This is a genomic window from Mycobacterium persicum (assembly GCF_002086915.1).
In the GTDB taxonomy this organism is placed as follows: Bacteria; Actinomycetota; Actinomycetes; order Mycobacteriales; family Mycobacteriaceae; genus Mycobacterium; species Mycobacterium persicum.
The window spans coordinates 5,858,452-5,879,937 of sequence record NZ_MWQA01000001.1; the positions used below are offsets into that span (position 1 = coordinate 5,858,452).

General features: G+C 65.1%; 17 protein-coding genes. 11 read left to right on the forward strand and 6 right to left on the reverse strand.

All coding sequences use genetic code 11. From position 1 onward, the window contains the following. Positions 1-4: 4 nt before the first annotated feature. Entirely contained in the window at positions 5-454 is a 450-nt protein-coding gene (locus B4U45_RS26665; RefSeq protein ID WP_075546099.1) for an ArsI/CadI family heavy metal resistance metalloenzyme, read from the reverse strand. 100 nt (positions 455-554) lie between these two features. On the opposite strand from B4U45_RS26665, the gene B4U45_RS26670 reads away from it, so the two are divergent. Beyond that, positions 555-914, forward strand: a complete 360-nt coding sequence (locus B4U45_RS26670; protein ID WP_083155220.1) for an Rv2640c family ArsR-like transcriptional regulator — start codon at positions 555-557, stop codon at positions 912-914. 72 nt (positions 915-986) lie between these two features. Here B4U45_RS26670 and B4U45_RS26675 read toward each other — a convergent pair whose 3' ends face one another. Both B4U45_RS26675 and B4U45_RS26680 read right to left on the reverse strand, forming a co-directional pair. Beyond that, a complete protein-coding gene (locus B4U45_RS26675; protein WP_219859554.1) occupies positions 987-2,420 on the reverse strand; it encodes a PE family protein in 1,434 nt (477 codons plus the stop codon). A 143-nt stretch (positions 2,421-2,563) separates the two neighbouring features. After that, positions 2,564-3,331, reverse strand: a complete 768-nt coding sequence (locus B4U45_RS26680; RefSeq protein ID WP_075546102.1) for a TVP38/TMEM64 family protein — start codon at positions 3,329-3,331, stop codon at positions 2,564-2,566. A gap of 191 nt (positions 3,332-3,522) precedes the next feature. On the opposite strand from B4U45_RS26680, the gene mutA reads away from it, so the two are divergent. From mutA to lipL, 4 genes are all read left to right on the forward strand, one after another. Beyond that, positions 3,523-5,388 (forward strand): methylmalonyl-CoA mutase small subunit, encoded by a 1,866-nt coding sequence (mutA, locus tag B4U45_RS26685; protein WP_075546103.1) that lies wholly within the window; start codon positions 3,523-3,525, stop codon positions 5,386-5,388. Between the two features lie 5 nt (positions 5,389-5,393). Next, positions 5,394-7,646 (forward strand): methylmalonyl-CoA mutase, encoded by a 2,253-nt coding sequence (gene scpA / locus B4U45_RS26690; RefSeq protein WP_075546104.1) that lies wholly within the window; start codon positions 5,394-5,396, stop codon positions 7,644-7,646. Between the two features lie 100 nt (positions 7,647-7,746). Further along, entirely contained in the window at positions 7,747-8,718 is a 972-nt protein-coding gene (gene meaB / locus B4U45_RS26695; protein ID WP_075546105.1) for a methylmalonyl Co-A mutase-associated GTPase MeaB, read from the forward strand. 64 nt (positions 8,719-8,782) lie between these two features. After that, positions 8,783-10,072, forward strand: coding sequence for an esterase/beta-lactamase LipL (gene lipL, locus B4U45_RS26700; protein ID WP_075546106.1), 1,290 nt, complete (start codon positions 8,783-8,785; stop codon positions 10,070-10,072). 3 nt (positions 10,073-10,075) lie between these two features. Here lipL and B4U45_RS26705 read toward each other — a convergent pair whose 3' ends face one another. From B4U45_RS26705 to B4U45_RS26715, 3 genes are all read right to left on the reverse strand, one after another. Continuing rightward, positions 10,076-10,288 (reverse strand): dodecin, encoded by a 213-nt coding sequence (locus B4U45_RS26705; RefSeq protein ID WP_023373419.1) that lies wholly within the window; start codon positions 10,286-10,288, stop codon positions 10,076-10,078. Between the two features lie 173 nt (positions 10,289-10,461). After that, on the reverse strand, positions 10,462-12,366 hold the full coding sequence (locus tag B4U45_RS26710) for a hypothetical protein (protein ID WP_075546107.1): 1,905 nt from the start codon (positions 12,364-12,366) through the stop codon (positions 10,462-10,464). 17 nt (positions 12,367-12,383) lie between these two features. Further along, positions 12,384-12,854, reverse strand: a complete 471-nt coding sequence (locus B4U45_RS26715; RefSeq protein WP_075546108.1) for a GtrA family protein — start codon at positions 12,852-12,854, stop codon at positions 12,384-12,386. Between the two features lie 288 nt (positions 12,855-13,142). On the opposite strand from B4U45_RS26715, the gene B4U45_RS26720 reads away from it, so the two are divergent. From B4U45_RS26720 to B4U45_RS26745, 6 genes are all read left to right on the forward strand, one after another. Continuing rightward, positions 13,143-14,402, forward strand: a complete 1,260-nt coding sequence (locus tag B4U45_RS26720) for a nucleotide sugar dehydrogenase (protein ID WP_075546227.1) — start codon at positions 13,143-13,145, stop codon at positions 14,400-14,402. Then, positions 14,399-15,418: an NAD-dependent epimerase/dehydratase family protein gene (locus B4U45_RS26725; RefSeq protein ID WP_075546109.1), complete on the forward strand. Its 1,020-nt coding sequence runs from the start codon at positions 14,399-14,401 to the stop codon at positions 15,416-15,418. Before B4U45_RS26720 ends, B4U45_RS26725 begins: the two co-directional genes overlap by 4 nt. Before the next feature lie 29 nt (positions 15,419-15,447). Further along, positions 15,448-16,941, forward strand: a complete 1,494-nt coding sequence (locus B4U45_RS26730) for a glycosyltransferase (RefSeq protein ID WP_075546228.1) — start codon at positions 15,448-15,450, stop codon at positions 16,939-16,941. A 151-nt stretch (positions 16,942-17,092) separates the two neighbouring features. Continuing rightward, positions 17,093-17,536, forward strand: a complete 444-nt coding sequence (locus tag B4U45_RS26735) for an Rv1352/Rv1906c domain-containing protein (protein ID WP_219859555.1) — start codon at positions 17,093-17,095, stop codon at positions 17,534-17,536. 333 nt (positions 17,537-17,869) lie between these two features. Beyond that, positions 17,870-19,744 carry a hypothetical protein gene (locus B4U45_RS26740; protein ID WP_240316632.1) on the forward strand — a complete coding sequence of 625 codons (1,875 nt, stop codon included), beginning with the start codon at positions 17,870-17,872 and terminating at the stop codon, positions 19,742-19,744. A 189-nt stretch (positions 19,745-19,933) separates the two neighbouring features. Continuing rightward, entirely contained in the window at positions 19,934-21,448 is a 1,515-nt protein-coding gene (locus tag B4U45_RS26745) for a glycosyltransferase family 87 protein (RefSeq protein ID WP_075546111.1), read from the forward strand. Positions 21,449-21,486: the final 38 nt, after the last annotated feature.

Sequence of the window (21,486 nt, forward strand, 5' to 3'; positions counted from 1 at the left end):
GAAGTCAGCAGCACGACGTCGCCGCGGCCTCGGCGCCGCAGCACGTAGCGTCCTCGTCGCCGGGGTGAGCGGGGCTGGCGCCGAAGGTTTCGGAGTCGGCCAGCACGGTGTAGACCTCCCAGCGTTCCCCGCCGGGGCCGGTGACCCAGACCTTGTCCTGGGTGGCAAAACAACAGGTGGTTCCGATCTCCTCCTCGGTGAACATGCCGGCCTCGGTCAACCGGCCGATTTCGGCATGCACCGTTGCGCTGGAGTCGACCTCCACGCCGAGATGGTTCAGGCTGCCACCGGAGCCGGGGTTTTCCAGCAGCACCAGTTTCAGCGGCGGATCGGCGATCGCAAAGTTGGCGTAACCCGGCTTCACTTTCGCCGGTTGCGCGCCAAACAGCTTGGAGTAGAACGTGATCGCGCTCTGCAGGTCATCGACGTTGAGAGCCAGTTGCACACGGGACATCGGAAACAACCTCCAATGGGTTAGACATATATCGAACTGATGCCGGTGCCCATGATGCCACCTTTTTGATATATGTCAAGAAATCTGGCATGGTGGGATCATGCCTAAAGCTTTGCCCGTGATCGATATCTCCCAACCGGTGTGCTGCGCTCCCGTGGCCGCGGGGCCGATGAGCGACGACGACGCCCTCGAGGTGGCATTGCGGCTTAAGGCCTTGGCCGACCCGGCCCGGGTCAAGATCATGTCGTACCTGTTCAGCTCCAGCGCGGGGGAGGAGACCAGCGGCGCGTTGGCCGCGGCCCTCAGCCTGTCCGACGGCACGGTTAGCCATCACCTGGCCCAGTTGCGCAATGCGGGCCTGGTGATCTCCGACCGTCGCGGCATGTATGTCTTCCACCGCGCACGCCCGCAGGGCCTGCAGGCACTGTGCGCGGTTCTGGACCCGCGCTGCTGTAGCTGAACCGGTCGGCTGGACCCGAACGCGGGCTAGCGGGTGGCTATTGCCATGTCGCGATGGGCGGCGTTAGCCGGATCAGCCGGTCATTCCGGGTTGACCGGCGGTGCCGTTAGGACCGAGGCCACCGGCTTTGCCATCCGCGCCCGCCTTCCCGTCGGGGATCCCATTGCCGCTATGGCCACCCGCCCCGGCCTGGCCGGCGGCCCCGCCGGCGCCACCGGAACCTCCGGTACCGCCGCCACCGGCTTCGCCGGCATCACCGGAGTGGCCGAAGATCCCGCCGGCGCCGCCGGCGCCGCCATTTCCGCCGTGGCCGCCGTCGCCCCCGGCACCGCCTTGCCCACCATCACCGGCGTCTCCGCCGTTACCGTTTGCTCCTGCGGTGTCGAATTGGGCGCCGGCACCGCCATTGCCGCCCATGCCGCCCTGACCGCCGACAGCGCCGTCGCCGCCGGTACCGCCGGCACCGCCTCGCCCGCCGAAGCCGCCGTTGCCGACGAGCCACCCGCCGTGGCCACCGGCACCGCCATTGCCGCCCATTCCGCCCATGCCGCCGGGCGCGCCCATGGCGCCGTCACCTCCGGCGCCACCATTGCCCCCCGCCAGTCCGTCGATCGTTCCGTGGGGGCCTGGGTCGCCACCCGGCAGCCCGACCCCGTCCCCGCCTCGGCCCCCGGAGCCGCCGGCCTGCCCGTAGCTGGTGCCATCGCTGCCGGATCCGCCGTCCGTTCCGAACGGAATCGGCGAACCTTGGCCACCGTCGGCACCGCTGGGGGCCGCGTTGCTGGGCGGGTTGGTCCCGGCGGTTCCGGTGCCGCCGACGCCGCCACCGCCGCCGTCGCCGCCGTGGCCGAACAGTCCGGCGGCGGCGCCGCCATTGCCGCCTTGACCGCCGTTTCCGCCGTTGACTCCGGCTCCGCCGGCTCCGCCATGACCGCCATTGCCGGCGATCAAGCCGCCTGTTCCGCCCGCGCCGCCGGATCCTCCGTTACGCCCCGCCCCTCCGGCCCCGCCGTTTCCTCCGTTGCCGAACAGTCCGGCATCGCCGCCGCGACCTCCCGCTTGGCCCGGGGCACCCGGCGCCCCGTCGCCCCCGTTGCCCCACAGCCACCCGCCGTTCCCGCCGGACTGGCCTGGCGAGGTTCCGTCGACGCCGTTGCCAATCAATACGCGCCCCGTGAGGGCTTCCGAGGGCGCGTTCACCACGTTCAGGAGGGTCTGCGCGACATTTGCAGCTTCGGTGTTCGCGTAGGCGGCCGCAGTGGCAGCCATGGTCTGCACAAACTGGTCGTGAAATGCCTGCGCTTGAGCGCTGATTACTTGATATGCCTGACCGTGCGCGGTAAACATCGCTGCGATCGCCGCCGACACCTCATCGGCGCCCGCGGCCAGCACTGCCGTTATCGGTGGTGCGGCCGCCGCGTTGGCCTCGCTAATGGCTGAACCGATTCTCACCAGCTGCGCGCTGGCCGTCGCCAGCATTTCCGGTGATGTGATCACCAATGACATCCGGAGCTACCTCAGCGCTGACACAGTCGAGGACCGTCTTGTTGACGCCACCAATGTTGGGGCGCGGGTATTCGGAGAAGGTGATCCAGGTATGAAATGCGCTGGTTACAGCGCGTTCGGAACGCTCTGATGCAGTCGCCGGTTCAGCGGGCGACGGCCGGCTCGCGTATGGGCTCGTCGTCGTAGCGGGGTACGCCGCGGCAGTGCTGGCGCCGATAGTGGCGTACCTCGAAGATCAGCCCGGCCATGCCCAGCGCCGCCGTGCACACCGACACCAGGACCACCAGCGGGTTGCCGTCCCCGGCGAGCGCATTGCCCAAAATCACCACCGCGGCAGTGCCGGGGAGTAGACCGGCGAGCGTGGACAGCGTGTACGGCCCCACCCGCACGGCCGATGCGCCGGCGCCGTAGTTCAGCGCCGCGAACGGTACCGCCGGAATCAACCGCAACGACAATATCGCCAGCCAGCCCCGCTCCCGCAGCCGCGCGTCGAGCCGGTCGACCGCCCGGTGGCGCACCAGGCGGTTGAGCCGCCATCCGGCCGCGCGCACCAGCAGCATCGAGATGACCGCGCTGGCTGTGCTGGCGGTGATCGCGATCAATATGCCCCACGCCGGCCCGAATAACAGGCCGGCGGCCACTGTGAATGCGGTGCGCGGGAATGGCGGCACCGTGACGACGATGTGCACCAGCAGAAACGCCAGCGGGAACCACGGGCCTACCGATGCTGCCCAGTCCCGCATCTGCACCGCTGTGGGGAGCGGAACCAGTAGCGCCACCGCAACCAATGTTGTGATTCCCACCACGGTGCCCACCATCCGCGTTAACGACACCTGGCGTGCAGCCGCACCGAGCGCGATCGCTATACCGCGCACCGTATCGGTGGTTTTGCACATGGCGGCAGCCGTCACGCTGTCCAAGCGTACGGGGTCAACATGAATATCTCGTTTCCCCTGGCTGGCGTTTCTTGTCACGCTCCGGCCTCGGTCGCCAGACCTTGACACCTATGCGGCGGCCGCAATCAATTAGCCTTGTTAGTTAGTGGCGGTCCTGAAGCAACCAGAAACAAAGTTGTCAGTTGCTGCATAAATAGGAGCAGTCGGTGTCCATTGATGTACCCGGGCTCGCCGGCCTAGAACAGGTTCGCGAGCGTTGGCGCACTGCGGTCTCCGGTGTGCTGTCCAAGACCACTCGCCGTGACCCGACAGAACTCGGGGACCACCCCGAGCATTTGCTGGACACCCCGACCTATGACGGGTTCGCCATTCGGGCGCTTTACACCGCTTTCGACGAGCTGCCGGAGCCCTCCCTGCCCGGCCGATGGCCCTATGTGCGCGGCAGCGACGTGCTGCGCGACGTCAATTCCGGCTGGAAGGTCGCCGAGACGTTTCCGGACGCGCACGCCCCGGACACCGAAGACGCCAACGCGGCGGTGCTGGCCGCACTCGGCGAGGGTGTGAGCGCGCTGCTGATCAAGGTGGGTACTGGTGGTGTGGCACCGGACAAGCTCGAGCGGCTATTCGCCGGTGTTTACCTGAACCTGGCACCGGTCATCCTCGATGCCGGCGCCGACTACCCGGCGGCCTGCGATGCCATGCTCGCGCTGGTGGCCGAACTCGAGCCCGACCAGCGCGCCACCGTGTCGATCGACCTGGGCGGCGACCCGCTGACAGCCTCTTTCAGTGACCGTTCCGTACCGACTGTCGAGGACATCGTCGCGGTCGCCGCGCGGGTCGCGGGTGACCGGGGTATGCGAGCCATCACCGTCGACGGGCCTGCCTTTCACAACCTGGGCGCGACCGCGGCCTGGGAACTGGCCGCCACCGTCGCCGCGGGGGTGGCCTATCTCCGGCTGCTCACCGAATCCGGGATTCCGGTCGGCGAGGCATTGCGGCAGATCAGCCTGCGGCTGGCCGCCGACGACGACCAGTTCATGACGCTGGCCAAGATGCGGGCCGCCCGCCAGTTGTGGGCCCGCGTCGCCGAGGTCGCCGGGGACCCGGACGGCGGCGCGGTCAGGGTGCACGCGGAGACGTCGCTGCCGATGATGACCCAGCGAGACCCGTGGGTGAACATGCTGCGTTGCACCCTGGCAGCCTTCGGCGCGGGTGTCGGCGGCGCCGACACGGTGCTGGTGTATCCGTTCGATGTGGCGATTCCCGGCGGCTTTCCCGGCACCCCGAACAGCTTCGCGCGCCGCATCGCCCGCAATACTCAGCTATTGCTGCTGGAGGAATCACACGTGGGCCGGGTGCTGGATCCGGCCGGGGGGTCGTGGTTCGTCGAGGATCTCACCGAGGAACTGGCACAGCAGGCTTGGCGACATTTCCAATCCATCGAGGCGCACGGCGGTTTCGTCGCCGCCCACGACTATCTCGCCGGCCGGATCGCCGAGCTTGCGGCCCGCCGCACCGACGACATTGCGCATCGCCGTCTCGCGATCACCGGCGTCAACGAATTTGCGAATCTCGAGGAACCCCCGCTGCTACAAGGTGATTCGCGGGGCAACGGCGGAACCGTGGTGCGCTATGCCGCCGGGTTCGAAGCATTGCGCGATCGCTCGGATAGCTTCTTGGCCCGCACCGGGTCACGACCGCGAGCGCTGTTGCTGCCGTTGGGTCCGCTGGCCGAGCACAACATCCGGACGACGTTCGCGGCGAACCTGTTGGCCTCCGGCGGCATCGAGGCGCTCAACCCCGGAACAGTCGACGCGGCCGGTGTGGCAAAGGTTGTGGCGGAGTGGGGGTCGCCGACAGTGGCGGTGATCTGCGGTACCGACAGGCGCTACCGAGACGAGGCCGTCGACGTGACCCAGGCCGCGAGGAACGCCGGCATAGAGCGCGTCTGCCTGGCCGGCCCCGAAACGGCGCTGGGGGACCCGGCGACTCATCGGCCCGATGAGTTCCTTACCGCGAAAATCAATGCGCTGGAAGCTTTGTCGAACTTGCTCACCCGGTTGGGAGCGTAGCCACGATGACGACGACCGTACCCGCTATCGGCAGTTTCGCCGATGTCCCGCTGCACGGCGATCGCGCCATGCATCCCGCCACCGAACAGGCGGTGGACGAGCTCGTCGCCGCCGCCGCGGCCGCCCACTCCTACCAGCCCGACCAACTGCACTGGCACACCCCGGAAGGCATCGACGTCAAACCGGTCTACATCGCCGCCGATCGCCGTGCCGCCGCCGCGCAGGGGTACCCGCTGCACAGCTTTCCCGGCCAGCCCCCCTTTGTGCGTGGCCCTTATCCGACGATGTATGTCAACCAGCCCTGGACCATCCGGCAATACGCGGGCTTCTCCACCGCCGCCGACTCCAACGCGTTCTATCGCCGTAACCTGGCCGCCGGCCAGAAGGGCCTGTCGGTGGCCTTCGACCTGGCCACCCACCGCGGCTACGACTCGGATCACCCACGAGTGCAGGGCGACGTCGGAATGGCTGGCGTGGCAATCGATTCCATCCTCGACATGCGGCAGTTGTTCGACGGAATCGACCTGTCCGCAGTCAGTGTGTCAATGACGATGAATGGCGCGGTGCTGCCCATTTTGGCGCTGTATGTGGTCGCGGCCGAGGAGCAGGGCGTGCCGCCGGAGAAGCTGGCCGGCACCATCCAGAACGACATCCTCAAAGAGTTCATGGTCCGCAACACCTACATCTATCCGCCCAAGCCGTCGATGCGGATCATCTCCGACATCTTCGCTTACACCAGCGCGAAAATGCCGAAGTTCAACTCCATCTCGATTTCCGGATACCACATCCAGGAGGCCGGTGCCACAGCAGATTTGGAGCTGGCCTACACCCTGGCCGACGGTGTCGACTACATCAAGGCCGGCCTGGATGCCGGCTTGGACATCGACACGTTCGCGCCCCGGCTGTCCTTCTTCTGGGGCATCGGGATGAACTTCTTCATGGAAGTCGCCAAGCTGCGTGCCGGCCGACTGCTGTGGAGCGAGCTGGTGGCCAAATTCGAGCCCCAAAGCCCGAAATCGCTCTCGCTGCGCACTCATTCGCAGACCTCGGGGTGGTCGCTGACGGCACAGGACGTGTTCAACAACGTGGCCCGCACCTGCATCGAGGCGATGGCCGCAACCCAGGGCCACACCCAGTCGTTGCACACGAATGCTCTCGACGAGGCGTTGGCACTGCCCACCGACTTCTCGGCGCGCATCGCCCGCAACACCCAACTGCTGCTGCAACAAGAGTCGGGTACCACCAGGCCCATCGACCCCTGGGGCGGTTCGTATTACGTGGAGTGGCTGACCCATCAGCTCGCCCAGCGGGCGCGGGCCCACATCGAGGAGGTCGCCGAGCACGGGGGCATGGCGCAGGCCATCAGTGACGGCATTCCCAAGCTGCGCATCGAGGAGGCGGCCGCCCGCACCCAGGCTCGCATCGACTCCGGCCAGCAGCCGGTGATCGGGGTGAACAAGTACCGGGTCGACGAGGAGCAACAGATCGAGGTGCTCAAGGTCGACAACAGCCGGGTGCGCGCCGAGCAGTTGGCCAAGCTGCAGGAGCTGCGGGCCGGCCGCGACCACGCCGTGGTCGCGGCTGCCCTGGCCGAGCTGACTCGCGCCGCGTCCGCCCACGGCCGTGCCGGAGAAGACGGGCTGGCCAATAATCTGCTGGCGTTGGCCATCAACGCCGCTCGCGCGAAGGCCACCGTCGGCGAGATCTCCGACGCGCTGGAGAAGGTGTACGGCCGTCACCAGGCCGAGATCCGTACCATCGCCGGCGTCTACCGTGACGAAGTCGGAAGGGCCCCTAATATCGCTGCCGCAACCGAACTCGTAGAGAAGTTTGCCGATGCCGACGGCCGCCGGCCGCGGATCCTGGTGGCAAAGATGGGCCAGGACGGCCACGACCGCGGTCAGAAGGTGATTGCCACCGCATTCGCCGATATCGGGTTCGACGTCGACGTCGGATCGCTGTTCTCGACGCCGGAGGAGGTGGCCCGCCAAGCCGCCGACAACGACGTCCACGTCGTCGGCGTGTCCTCGCTGGCTGCCGGCCACCTGACGCTGGTGCCCGCGCTGCGCGACGCGCTGGCCAAGGTGGGTCGGCCCGACATCATGATCGTGGTCGGCGGCGTCATCCCGCCCGGTGACTTCGACGAGCTCTACGCCGCCGGGGCGACCGCCATCTACCCGCCCGGGACGGTGATCGCCGACGCCGCCATCGGCCTGCTGCACAAGTTGGCCGAACGTCTGGGATACGACCTGGACTAGTGGCCGGCCAAATCCTTCCCGCGAGCGTGACGTCACGGCGAAATTTGGCTCATTTTTTCGCAGTGGCGTTACGTTCGGCGCCTGCGACGAGGCGGGCCCGGTGACCACCGAACAACTCGCGGAGGCCATCCGGCGCGGCGACCGCGCCGCGCTGCCACGGGCCATCACCCTGCTGGAGTCCACCCGCACGGACCACCGTGAGCGGGCGCAACAGCTGCTGCTGGCGTTGCTGCCGGATTCCGGCAAGGCGCATCGCGTCGGCATCACCGGCGTTCCCGGCGTGGGCAAGTCGACCGCCATCGAGGCGCTCGGGATGTACCTGATCGAGCGGGGGCACAGGGTGGCGGTGCTCGCGGTCGACCCGTCGTCGACGCGCACCGGTGGGTCGATCCTGGGAGACAAGACGCGGATGGCGCGGCTGGCCATGCATCCGGATGCCTATATCCGGCCCTCACCAACCTCGGGCACGTTGGGTGGAGTAGCAAAGGCCACCAGGGAAACGGTCGTGCTGTTGGAAGCTGCCGGTTTCGACGTGATCCTGATCGAAACCGTCGGCGTCGGCCAGTCCGAGGTCGCGGTCGCCAACATGGTCGACACCTTCGTGCTGCTGACCCTGGCGCGTGCCGGCGACCAGTTGCAGGGCATCAAAAAGGGTGTGCTGGAACTCGCCGACGTCGTGGTGGTGAACAAGGCCGACGGCGAGCACCTGCGCGATGCGCGGATCGCTGCCCGAGAGTTGTCCGGGGCGATGAGATTGATCCACCCCCATGAAACACTCTGGCGCCCACCGGTTCTCACGATGAGCGCAGTGGAGGGGACGGGTCTGACCGAACTATGGGAAACCATCGAGCGACATCGCCGGGTGCTGACCGAGGCGGGAGAGTTCGAAGCCCGGCGACGCGAGCAACAGGTCGACTGGACGTGGCAGCTGGTCCGCGACGCGGTGCTGGACCGGGTGCTGTCGCACCCGGAGGTGCGCAAGATTCGCACGGCTGTGGAATGCCAGGTCCGAGCCGGGGAGTTGACCCCGGCGTTGGCTGCCCAGCAAATACTCCAGGCAGCATCGTCCTAACGGAACGGTAAATATAATTCCGGTTTGACATTGCCCTCTGTGAAATCCAAGTAAATTCAAAGGTGTGACGGTAGACATCGGAGTCAATCGACGCGCGGTTCCTCAGCGCGATGACCCTGACGCAGGTCATCGACTGTCCGGCGCGGCGGACTCCCACTTTGCGTGCGTCGTTCGCTTCTTTTCCAGCATGTTCCCGTCCCGCCGGACCGGCGGCGGGGCGCTGACGGTGTATCTGGACGGCCAGCCGGTCGTCGACGTCTGGAAAGGGTGGGCCGACCGGCGCGGCGAGGTGCCGTGGTCGGCTGACAGCGCGCCGATGGTGTTCTCGGCAACCAAAGGCATGGCCGCCACGGTCATTCACCGGCTGGCCGATCGCGGGCTGATCGACTACGACGCCCCGGTCGCCGCGTATTGGCCGGAGTTCGCGGCCAACGGCAAGGAGAAGCTCACCGTCCGCGACGTGATGAGGCACCAGGCCGGTCTGTCAGGTCTGCGCGGCGCCACCCTGGACGATTTGATGGATCACGTCGTGATGGAAGAGCGGCTGGCGGCCGCGGCTCCCGGCCGCCTGCTGGGCAAATCGGCCTATCACGCCCTGACCTTCGGCTGGCTGATGTCCGGGCTAGCCAGGGCCGTCACCGGAAAGAGCATGCGTACCCTGTTCCGCGAGGAACTTGCCGAGCCACTCGACACCGACGGCTTCCATCTGGGTCGACCGCCGGCCGGATCACCCACCCGCGAGACCCAGATCATCATGCCGCAGGATGTCGCTGCCAACCCGGTGCTGACCTATGCGATGCACAAGATCGCCAACCAGTTCTCCGGCGGATTCCGCTCGATGTACTTCCCGGGCGTCCTGGCCACCGTCCAGGGCGACACCCCCATGCTGGACGCCGAGATCCCCGCCGCCAACGGCGTGGTGACTGCCCGGGCGCTGGCCAAGATGTACGGCGCGATCGCCAACGGCGGTGAGATCGACGGCACCCGATTCCTGTCGCGGGAACTGGTCGCCGGGCTGACAGGTGAACGGCGGCTTCGGCCGGATCGGAATCTGTTCGTGCCGATGGCCTTCCACCTGGGCTATCACAGTTTCCCGATCGGCAATCTGATGCCGGGGTTCGGGCATGTCGGCATGGGCGGCTCGGTCGGGTGGACAGACCCGGCGACCGGGGTGGCATTCGCGTTGGTGCACAATCGATTGCTGACCCCGCTGGTAGCGACCGACCACGCCGGTTTCGTCGCCGTCTACGCCCTGATCAGGCAGGCTGTCGAGAAGGCGCGCAAGCACGGCTACCAGCCGGTGATGGGATTCGGGGCGCCGTATTCGCCCGAGCCGGGAGCCGTCGCAGGCTAGTAGCTACGAATCTTCCAGGCGGAAGCCGACTTTCATGGTCACCTGAAAGTGGCCGACGGCGCCGTCGACCAGGTGGCCGCGCACCGACTCGACCTCGAACCAGTCCAGGCTGCGCATGGTCTGTGCCGCTCGATCCAGACCATTGCGGATCGCCGCGTCGATTCCGTCGGGTGAACTTCCGACGATCTCGATAACGCGGTAGGTGTGATTGCTCATCGCATCCCCTTGTGTTCGGTGGTTGACGGCGCCCCTGAAGGTCCTGAAGGCCCCGAGGGCTCGAAGCATCATCTTGCTGCACTGCCGGCCGGGTGCGGTGCCGACGCGCCTGCCCGCTGAGGAGAAGCCTCGAACTCGGCCGCTGACGGTGTGCAGGCCTGGACAGGTGGTGATTACGGGCCGATGCGCATTTCGTAGAAGCGCAGGCGGGCGGTGGGGCTGTGCTGACCCAAGGATCGACTACGGCCGACGCTGATAGTGCGAGAGTGGATCTCGAGGTTGGTGGCATCGACCAAGCCGGGTGTGCTGACCAGAAACGGCTCGGCGGCGTTGCCGGCGGTGAGACGGTAGCTGGCCCCGTCGAGCACCACCGTGAAAGTGGTCAGTGGTATGAGCGATCCCATGAAGAGCCTGTCGACGATGGTCCGATCCAGGTCGATGCCCACTAAAACCGCCATTTGGGGGCCGGTCGGTGCCGGCACCGTAACCGGATTACCGTCGCGCACAATGACTTCCGAGAGCGAGACGAGCGGTCCGCAGCGGGGTTGACTGCGTGCCAGCAGCTCCCAGTGGTTTTCCGCGCCGCGTACGGCAAAGTCGCACAGCAGCGCACGCGAATAGAGCGGGTTTTCCTGCACGCCGAGCCGGCCGTTGATGCCGGTGGTGGGCGAGGTCGGGGATTGTCGCGACACCACGAATTGTGGCCCGTCTGCCAGGGTTCCGCTGTTCAGTTTGTCCAACGCGGGTGTATAGGCCGAGTAGGTCTGGAAAACGGGTGCGGGGCGCCAGTCGAAGTCATACGCCCATACGACCGAAGCCTCGTCGGGGTCAACGTGGACTGGCGCAGACCCGATGGTCTCGACGAAGCGCTCGGGAATGCCGTAATGCCGGCGCTGGCGTGCTTTGCTGTGCTGGATGTGCGCCGCCGCGCGACCGGGGAAAGCGAGCGTAGCCAGGCGATCCATGGCGCGCAGGGGAGCCTGTAGCACCGCAACTGGCCGCTGTTCGATGACCAGGGTCCCGGCAAGGAACACGACGAGGATTAGCACCACGGCGATCTCGAACCGAGGCCGGAGAATTCCGTAGAGCGGGGTGATGGCGACCGTGACAACCATCAGGCCCAACAGCGCGGCAAAGTGATTGGTGTCGTAACGTCCGAACGAGCTCTTGGCGATCAGCGCCGACGTGACCGCGACGAGCACCGCGTAATTGCGCGGGATCCGTCGGCCGCCGTGCACCAGCATTGCGCAAACCACCACGAGCCATGCAACGGTGAGCAGCACCGCGCCGACGGCATCGAGTGGGATGGGTACGGCCTGCCCCTCGATGTAGCCGGAGACGATCTGGCCGCTGTATCGAAGCCAGACCGGCAGGTTACCCAGTCGTTGACCCGCCAGCAGCCACCAGATCGGGATGGACACCGCGAAAGTGGTCACCGTGGCGCAGTGGCGCCCCACGGCTCGCCAGTCCCGCAAGATTGACGCCGTCAGCGCGATGGCCGCGATGACGAGTCCGGTGTTGAACTTCACCAGCAGCTCGAAGCCGCCGACCGCGGCCACCACGACACAAGTGATGAATGTCGTCGACCGCTTCACGTCATCATCCAAGAGCAGCGGTGCGGACCACGCGAACGCGGCTAGAACAACCACCTCGGGGTACATCGAACCCAACAGGATGGCAGTGATTCCGGTCGTCACGAATGCGCCGAGAAGCGCCGTCGCCGCCGGGTAGCGCCGACGCATGGCCGCTGTGACACCGAGGAACAGCGCGGCGATGACGGCTACCTGGTAAAGCGTGGCGAGCACCGCCTGCTGGGTCGAGTAATAGCCGGTGTTCTGCAGAAATGCCAGCGGCCCGTAGGTGAAAACGATCTCGGGGCCCCATGCGAGGTGGTGGATCCGGGCCAGCGCGACCGCGGCCTCCCAGGACGGATCGAGCCCACTATCGGCGTCGACCGACGACTGCGGCCAAAACAGGACGGCGGTCACCAGCGCGGCGAGGCACCGTTGCCAACGAGCCGACCCCCAACCGGCCGTTGAACACCATGTCTTGACGCGTCCCGCGCGCGTTGTCACCATTCCCGAAAGCTATCGATTCAGGTGCGGATTTCGCGGAACAGCCATCGATCCAGGATCAGGTAGCGGCCGATCCATACGAGGCCGAAGCCGAGCACTTGAACCAGGAAAACCACGCTGCCGTGGACGGGTCTGCTGTAACCGGCCATCGCGTTGTCGACCAGATAGGTGAAGTAGGTGGCCAGTCCGACTGCCAGCATCACCGCCGTCCAGAACACCAGCACCTGTTGATGGAGGTTCATCGCGGACTTCTTGCCCGACGCCACACGCCAGACGAAGTGCTTGTTGGCGAAGAAGTTGGGAACCGTGGCGATGGCTGCTGCCAGCAGCGAAGCGATGGTGTAGCTGTTCAGCCAGGGACCCAAGACCTGGATGAGACCTTGTCCGATGGGCAGAAAGACCAGCGCTACGGCCGTGTAGCGCAACTTCTTGCGCGCTTCGTTGGTATAGGCGGTGTTGGTGTGCGCTACCAAGCCCCCCGCGAGCTCCATGGTGGACCAAGGTACTAGGGCTCGCGTCGCCTCGGGACAGAACCAGAGAATCGGAGTGCCGGAACTTTGTCATTCAAAAGACAAGTCGACGCCTACGTGAAATGCTGTGGCGAAAGGCTGCCGCCGTCAACGGAGCCGCGGGGGATCGGCCTTGTTAGTTCGTGCGAAATACCGCGTAATCGGGCGTTGGTCTCGTAGGCTCCAACACCATCTATACAGACGACAGTTGGTGTTATGGTCCAGCACCCCGGACCAGACCGGGAACAGGAAGGGGAGGCGACGGTTCACGTGACGACTCAACCCGCTGAGCGTATTTGCATTGTCGGTGGCGCCGGGCATGTCGGATTACCACTGGCGCTGGTGTTGGCGGACGAGGGCTTCACCGTCGACATCTTGGACACCAACGCCGAGGCGTTGCGGACCATCATGGCCGGCCGGATGCCTTTCATCGAGAATGGCGCCGAGGATCTGCTCAAGCGGCTGTTGCCGACCGGGCGGATCAGCGCGAGCACCGATTCCTGGGTGGTCAGGAATGCCGACATCGTGATCTGCGTCGTCGGCACACCGGTCGACGAATACCTGACACCGCAGGCGCACACGTTCTTTCGCATTATCGACGAGATCAGCCCCTACTTCCACGACGGCCAGACGCTCGTCCTGCGAAGCACGGTCTACCCGGGACTGAGTCAGCGCGTCCAGGACATGTTCACCGAGCGTGGGATCGGCGTTCACGTCACCTTCTGTCCCGAGCGGATCGCTCAGGGACATTCGATCCGGGAGCTGCGGATCATTCCGCAGGTCATCAGCGGGTTCGACGCCGAGGGTCGGCGGGTGGTGCGCGAGCTCTTCTCGCGAATCACCGGTGAGATCATCGAGGTGGAGCCGCAGGAAGCCGAGCTGGCCAAACTGTTCTGCAACAGCTACCGCTATATCCAGTTCGCGGTTGCCAACCAGTTCTATCTGCTCAGCCGCGAAGCCGGGCTCGACTTCGACCGAGTCCACCATGCGGCCACCTACAAGAATTTTCGGGTCGACAGCCTGCCGCGGGCCGGGCTTGCGGCCGGCCCGTGTCTGCTGAAGGACACCATGCAGCTTGCGGCGTTCAGCAACAACAATTTCATGCTCGGCCATGCGGCCATGCTCATCAACGAGGGCCAGCCGCAGTTCATCGTCAACATGCTCAAGCGCCGGGTTAACCTGCGCGACAAGACCGTTGGCATCCTGGGTATGACGTTCAAGGCCGATTGCGACGACACCCGCGACTCGCTCAGTTTCAAACTGCGGCATCTGCTGATGCTGGAAGCCAAGGACGTGCTGCTGCACGATCCGTTCTTGGAGGGCAAGGACTACTACCCGCTGGACACCGTGGTGGATCGTGCCGACGTCATCGTGGTCGGCGTTCCCCACTCGGCCTACCGAGGCCTTTCGGTACCGCGGGGCAAGATCGTCGAAGATGTCTGGGGATGCCTGGATGTGAGCGAGCTTGACACCGAAGCGCTCAACGGAGTCCAGTTGGCTACCTTGGGGCCGGAAGCGGTGGCCCGGTGAAGATCCTGGTAACCGGCAGCGCCGGATTCATCAACGGCTATGTCGTCGAAGAGCTGCTGCGCGCCGGCCACGATGTCGTTGGGATCGACAACTACTCGAAATACGGGCCGGTTACGAAAAGCTACGACGACCACCCGCGGTACCACTTCGTCGAGGGTGACGTCAAAGACGTCGACCTGATGTTCCGGCTGGTCGAAGGCTGCGATCAGATGGTGGCCAGCGCGGCCCGTATCGGTGGTATCACCTATTTCCACGAGTACGCCTACGACCTGCTGGCCGAAAATGAGCGAATTGCGGCCGCCCACTTCGATACCGCGATCTACGCGTATCGCAAGGGCTGGCTGAAGAAGATCAACGTTATCAGTTCGTCGATGGTATTCGAGAACGCCACCGTGTTCCCGACGCCGGAAAAGCACATCACCGAATGCCCGCCTCCGACAAGCACTTACGGGTTCCAGAAGCTGGCTTGCGAGTACTTCGCCCACGGTGCTTACGAGCAGTATGGGCTGCCGTACACCATCATCCGCCCGTTCAACTGTGTCGGCACCGGCGAGCAGCGGGCGCTGGGGGGGCACGAAATCCCCAGCGGGAACGTCAAACTCGCGATGAGCCATGTGGTGCCGGATCTGATCCAGAAGGTGGCCAAGGGTCAGGATCCGCTGCACATTCTCGGCGACGGTACCCAGATACGGCACTACACCTACGGTGGTGACCTGGCGCGCGGCATCCGCATCTGCATGGAGCACCCGGCCGCGCTCAACGGCGACTTCAACCTGTCCACGCCCGAGGCCACCACGGTGCTGGAACTGGCCGAGGTGATCTGGCGCAAAATGCGGCCCGACACCCCGTTTCGCTACGAAAGCGATCCGCCGTTCGAGCATGACGTGCAGCTGCGCTCGCCCGACGTCCACAAGGCGTCGGAGGTACTCGGCTTCGAGGCGACAACTACCCTGGATGCCATGCTCGACGAGGTCATACCCTGGGTTGTCGACGCCGTCAAGGCGGGGACCATCTGACGTGTGTGGGTTGTATCCGCAAGGACGCCATGCGTATCGCGGGTGAGCCCGATCTTCAACAGCTCTACCGCAACCGTTTCGGACATGCCCGGGAAGCGCGATCGGCCATCTGGGGCGTGCTGGTCCGCGACTTCTTCCAGGCATGGATCAGGCGCAGCGACACGGTCCTGGACTTGGGTTGTGGTTACGGCGAATTCCTCAACCAGATAAGTGCCGCTCGCCGGATCGGCGTCGACCTGAACCCCGACAGTGCCGGCATGCTCGAGGCCGGCGTCGAGTTCCACCACGGCAGTGCGGATGATCTGAGCTTCCTCGACGATGACTCGGTGGATGTGGTCTTCACCAGCAACCTGCTCGAGCATCTGCCGAGCAAGGCCGAAGTCGAACGCACGATCGCCGAGGCTCGCCGGGTGCTGAAACCGGGTGGGCACTTCATCGCCATGGGACCCAATATTCGCTTCGTCGGCGGCGACTACTGGGACTTCTGGGACCACACCGTGCCGATCAGCGACCGCTCGCTGATCGAGCTGCTGGAATCCAACCAGCTCAAGATCGTCGACACCTATGACCGGTTCCTGCCGTACACGTCGAGGTCGCCGTGGCCGCAGGCGCCGGTACTGGTGCAGCTGTACCTGCGCTCCAGAATGGCCTGGCCGATCTTCGGTAAGCAGTTCGTGATCCGCGCTCGCAAGGCACGGGTAGCGGCCACAAGCGAGCGGCTGGTCAGTGTGGTCATCCCGGTCTACAACGAGGGCGAGAACATTCAGGTCTGCGTCCGCAGACTCGCTGCGGCGCTCGCGGACCTGCCTCATGAATTGTTGGTCTGCTATGACTTCGACGAGGACACCACGTTGCCGGCGCTGGCAGCCATGCCCGACAAGCCGGCCACCGTCCGGCTGGTTCGCAACTCCATCGGCAAGGGCGTGGCCAACGCGCTGATCGCGGGCTTTGCGGCCGCGCGGGGGGATGTCGTGGTGACCAGCATGGCCGACTTGTCGGACCCGCCAGCGGCAATTCCATTGATGGCAGCAAAGATTCGGGACGAGGGCGCCGACATTGTCAGCGGATCGCGATACATGCCCGGCGGCTCGCAAACCGGCGGACCGCGGTTGAAGACCCTGATGTCTCGCACGGCCGGGCTGAGCTTGCATTACGTCGGTGGTGTGCCGACGCATGATGCGACGACCAACTTCCGCGCGTACAGCCGCCGCTTCCTCGACGACGTTCCCGTGGAGAGTCTGCGGGGGTTCGAGGTGGGTCTGGAACTTACGACGAAGGCGCATCTGCTCGGCTATCGGGTCGACGAGGTGCCCAGCAGCTGGGAGGACCGAACAGCCGGCACCAGCAAGTTCGACTTGGTAGGTTGGCTGCCTTCCTATCTGCACTGGTACGGGCTGGCCATGCGGCGACCGGTGTTGCGTTGGACGGGCAGTGGGCTGGCAGCGATCGCAGCCGCACAGCTCGTGCGCCGACATCGACTGGGCGACTCTGACCGAGCTCAACACGAAAAGCCCCGTGGCTAAAGGGAATTGAGGCTAACCCAAGGGGGCTCCCAGCGGTGCCAACCACCGCCACGTCATGCGGGTAATTGCTCGTTTCCTGCCGGCTAAATGGTCAACTGTTTTAGCAGAAAGTGGCCATATTTCTAGTTGGCTCCGTCTACACTTCATCTGCATGAAGCCCGTCGCGGTGGTTGCCGGTGCACTACTGCTTTCAGGGTGCGCAGGAGGCGCTCACCCCACCGCCTCGACGGTGACCGTCACGCAAACTGTCACCGTGCAGGCCGCCCCCCCGCAACCGGTGGATGGTCTCAAGCCGCCGCCACCTACGGGTTCCAAGACAGTTATTGACCCCTTCGGCACATATACCGGTGTGATCGACAAGGACGGCACGTATCTGGTCGGGGTGGACATCATGCCCGGGATGTATCACACAACCGGTGGGGCGATATGTAGTTGGGCGCGGCTGCGAAGCCTTGATACGGGCGACATTATCGATAGCTGGAAGGGCAGCGGTCCGCAACGAATCCAGATCCAGGAGAGTGACACCGCGTTCTTGACGCAAAACTGCGGTACCTGGCAGATGGTGCATGTCCCGAGCGTCACGGGACTCGGGTGACGATCCATTCCTGGGTCAGCGTGTCGCGCTGTGCCCCGATTAGTTGGGTATTTGCCGATGGCCGTTGATGCGGCCCGCGAGGCGGGCCCCACAAATGCGGGTGAGCAGTGTGCTGGTAGCTCGCCGGACAACTCGGAGACGAGTTGCCCGCAGCGCAGCGACGAACTCCTTGGAGATCGTCGCGACGACCGAAAAAAACTGCGAATTACTTTGGACTCGTTGGTAGTTCGCGGGCATGGCCGCGGTCTCGTCGGTGCCTTGGCGGCGTCGCGGCGAGTGCGAACGTGGTTCTCGACGACAACATGGGGCTCTGCCTTGTGGCAACGAGTTCTGGTGGCTGCCATCGCTGCTGTCGTCTTCTGGCCGCAGCCATCGGTCGATCCCAGTGTTGGGCTCGATCCGTCTTGGCAGGCTGGGCTCGCTCTGGCGCGAATTGACCATATTGCGTGGGGTCGCGAGTTGGTATTTACGTACGGGCCGCTTGGCTTCCTGCGGACCAGCGCCTACTACTCGTTCGAGCAGTCGCTGCTCGCTACGATCTCCCAGCTGATCGTCATCGCCGCACTCTTCCTCGGCATCGCGTCAGCCCTGCGCCTGCGCCACCCGCCGCTGCCGTCGCTTGTCGGCGCGTTCGTGATGACCGGCATCCTCACCGTCCTGCACCTCGGTCATGGTTTGGCCCTGCGAGGTTCTTCCTCCCTGGAAATGATGTACCCCGAGTTGGGGGTTCTCGCGGCGTTCGTCTGGGCGAGCGTGCCCCTGTTGCAGCGCGAGCCCAAGCGGTCGAGGGTGTTCACGACCTGCGTCGTGCTCGGCGCCGCCGCAGGGTTTCAGCTGTTAATGAAATTCAACACCGGCCTTGCGATCATGGTCATTGCGTTGGCCACGTCGGTGCTGCTCGGGTGGAAAGCTGTCGGCCGGCATTGCGCAACGGTAGCCGGATTCGCGGTTTCTACCGTTGTTTCGTGGGTGCTTGCCGGCCAACGGCCGGGCAATCTTCCGGCATGGCTTCGGGGCAGCGCCGCGATTGCGTCGGGTTACACCGACGGAATGGCGACCGCGCCCCTCCCACAGTGGGCCTTACCGTCAGTCGTATTGAGCGTCGCCTGGATGGGTTGGCTCTGCGTGGTGTTCGTTCGCGGAAGAGACAACATACCGCGCCGCTACCTGTTACTTGTCGGACTCGCGACCCTGATCGCGGGAAAGGCCGCGTTCGGACGCTTCGAACCGTGGCACTTCGCCATTCTGGTCGGGGTGATGGTTGTTGCGCTGGCCATCACCCCATGGCCGCGGGCTCGCCGTCGTGCATTGGTGCTGGCTGCGGTGGCAGTCGCTCTGGTTGTCGTGGTCGACCTCGGGGGGATTCCCGCACTGTCCGACCGCGGGGTGCTGGCGATGCGGGCACCGGTGCAAGCGGTGGACCGCATGGTCGCGTTCGCTTCGCCGGGTCATGTGCAGCGCAAAATCGAACAAGCCAAGGCACGCCAGCGTGCGCTGTATGGCATCCCGGACCATTTCATCCAGACCATTGGGTCGAGCACGGTCCATGTCGACCCCCACGAGATTTCGGCGGTGTGGGCCTACGATCTCGCGTGGCACCCGACACCGGTCTTCCAGACATATCAGGCTCTCACCCCCATGCTCGATGCTCTGAACGGCGAATCACTCGCTAACGGGCCGCAATTCGTGCTGTCGCGGCTATCGCCGGCGCTGCCCGCCGTCGGTATCGACGGCCGGCTTGGCGTGCAAGAATCCCCGCTGTATTCGCGTGCGCTGCTGTGCAACTACACGCTGAGCGGCATCGAAAACCGCTGGGCGCTGTTCAAACACACCGGCCCCCACTGCGGACCGCTCACCAAATTGTCGGACGCACCCGTGCGGGAAGACCATGCGGTTCCTATTCCCGCCCCCAGCGCACCGGATAGGGCGGTGCTCGTTGCAATCGATCTGGATGAGACCTTCGGCGACCGGTACTTCCACGGAAAGATTGCGCCACTGAGCACCTTCACGCTCGTGGTCGATGGGGTCACCTACCGCCTGATCGGGAAGAACGCCCCTGAGCCGTTTCTGGTCAACACCCCGGCTTCGGTCGCTGACACGAATCTGCAGATCCACGCCCACACCATTGGTGTCGGCCGCACCGTAAACCTCAATGAGCCCTTAGTCACTGCACGACTGCGCTTTTATGAGATGGGCGTTGGACCGTAGCCCGCGGCCCAGCCGCGCCGTTCAGAGTGGTTGCTCGCCGGCGACGGAACGACTGCGATTTGGGGGAACGCTGTCAGCCGATACTCCTCTTTCTCGGTAGCGGGACAACGCATTCACTATATTTGTCTCCGGGGGTAGGCTCGGCAGCTCGCTTTGCTGCAGTTTCGCCCGGAACCGAGGGGAGTGCGCGTGAGTCGATTTGTCGAGGTGCTGCGGGGCGCGATTACCGCGACTCGAGAACACGCGTTGGCGGTCGGTCGCCAATCCGAACGGACGCTCCTGCTCGGCACTGTCTTGTTGGGGTCGGCGTTATCGGCGGTAGTGGGCTTCGTTCTGGCCCAGTACTACTCGATCGACGTGCTTACCTCTCTCTTTATGGCCGCCAAGGACTGCTGGCTTGACTGGGGTATGCAAATGGGCACGCACTGCTTCAGCGACTACGGAATGACCGTGGGCTTCGGGATGCGGCCCAATCCCTGGGATCCCTACCCGTTGCGCTTACCTTGGAACAATTACGAGGCGGGAGGCGGGGCGGGTTACCCGCCGGCGGGGATGCTGTCGCAAATGTTGTTCGGGGTCCTCGGTAAATGGCTGCACGCCCCCCGGCTGGGGTTCTGGGGCTACCAGCTGCTGTTGACGGGCGCTGTCTTTACCCCCGCGGTCTGGGCGGCGCGCGGCGCTCGCGGACTGGAGCGGGTGGTGGTCTTTGTGGCGTTGGGCGCCATGGCCATTCCCGTGTGGGGCGTGATCGATCGAGGCAACTCAGTGGGGTTCATAGCGCCGATCGGGCTGGTTTTTCTGGTGGCGCTGCGCCGTCAACGGTGGGGACTGGTGGCGATCATGGTGGTTCTCGCCGCGCTGTTGAAACCACAGTTCGTGCTACTCGGTGTGGCGTTGTTAGCGGCTCGACAATGGCGGATGGGCGGCATCGCTGCCGTCGGGGTTGTGATTTCCAACTTTGTCCCATATCTGTTGTGGCCCCGCGACTTTCCGGAAACCATCGCGCAGTCGGCCCGCAGTCTCCTTAATTACAGCAGTTCGGTCGACACGCTCGTAGGCCCGTATAATGTGTCTTTCGCAAGAGGAATTTTCTTCATTCCGGATAAGCTCAAAGACCCCCGGTGGGGCTATGTGTCGAACGACTTTCTTGATGTCACCCGATCGCTGATCGGTTATGTCCTGCTCTTGTTGGTCGTAGTCTCCGTGCTGGCTCTCGGGCGACGCATCCCCCCGGTCATGGGGGGCATCGCGCTGCTCACCACGGCCTGTCTGTTTCCGGGTCTGGTATTCAACTACTACCTGGTGTTCGCCTTACCGATCGCGGCGTTGGTGGTCCGCGATCCCCAAGGGCCGCCGGAGTCCGGGATTTTCGATGGGTTCGCGGCTCTGGGTGACCGCCGCCGCGCGATCGGCATCTGTGTGAGCCTCGCCGCGGCCCTCTCCATCGTCCGCATCCCGTTGCCTGGCCCGCCGATGATGTCGCCGCTCGCGGGTCAGCTGGGCGCGGTTGGGATCGTCGGCTACACACCGATTGTGCACACCACGGCGGAGTTGGCGCCGCTGTTGTGGCTGATCGCATGCGCGGCGATCATCGTCTCGTATGTGCGAAGACCGGCGGCCAGCGACGAGGCGAATATCCCTACCACCACTACGGCGGTGGGCGAACCCATACCGGCCGCGGTGTCGCCGGCGGATGGAAAGTGAACCTGCCTCTCCTGCAACGAGGTTGGCGCCGGCCGTAA

Bases quoted from the DNA above. Each gene is read 5' to 3' on its own strand.
- B4U45_RS26735 (WP_219859555.1), top strand. From the start codon at position 17,093: ATGAAGCCCGTCGCGGTGGTTGCCGGTGCACTACTGCTTTCAGGGTGC.
- B4U45_RS26665 (WP_075546099.1), bottom strand. From the start codon at position 454: ATGTCCCGTGTGCAACTGGCTCTCAACGTCGATGACCTGCAGAGCGCG.
- B4U45_RS26705 (WP_023373419.1), bottom strand. From the start codon at position 10,288: ATGAGCAATCACACCTACCGCGTTATCGAGATCGTCGGAAGTTCACCC.
- B4U45_RS26675 (WP_219859554.1), bottom strand. From the start codon at position 2,420: ATGTCATTGGTGATCACATCACCGGAAATGCTGGCGACGGCCAGCGCG.
- B4U45_RS26710 (WP_075546107.1), bottom strand. From the start codon at position 12,366: ATGGTGACAACGCGCGCGGGACGCGTCAAGACATGGTGTTCAACGGCC.
- B4U45_RS26670 (WP_083155220.1), top strand. From the start codon at position 555: ATGCCTAAAGCTTTGCCCGTGATCGATATCTCCCAACCGGTGTGCTGC.
- B4U45_RS26715 (WP_075546108.1), bottom strand. From the start codon at position 12,854: ATGGAGCTCGCGGGGGGCTTGGTAGCGCACACCAACACCGCCTATACC.
- scpA (WP_075546104.1), top strand. From the start codon at position 5,394: ATGACGACGACCGTACCCGCTATCGGCAGTTTCGCCGATGTCCCGCTG.
- B4U45_RS26730 (WP_075546228.1), top strand. From the start codon at position 15,448: ATGCGTATCGCGGGTGAGCCCGATCTTCAACAGCTCTACCGCAACCGT.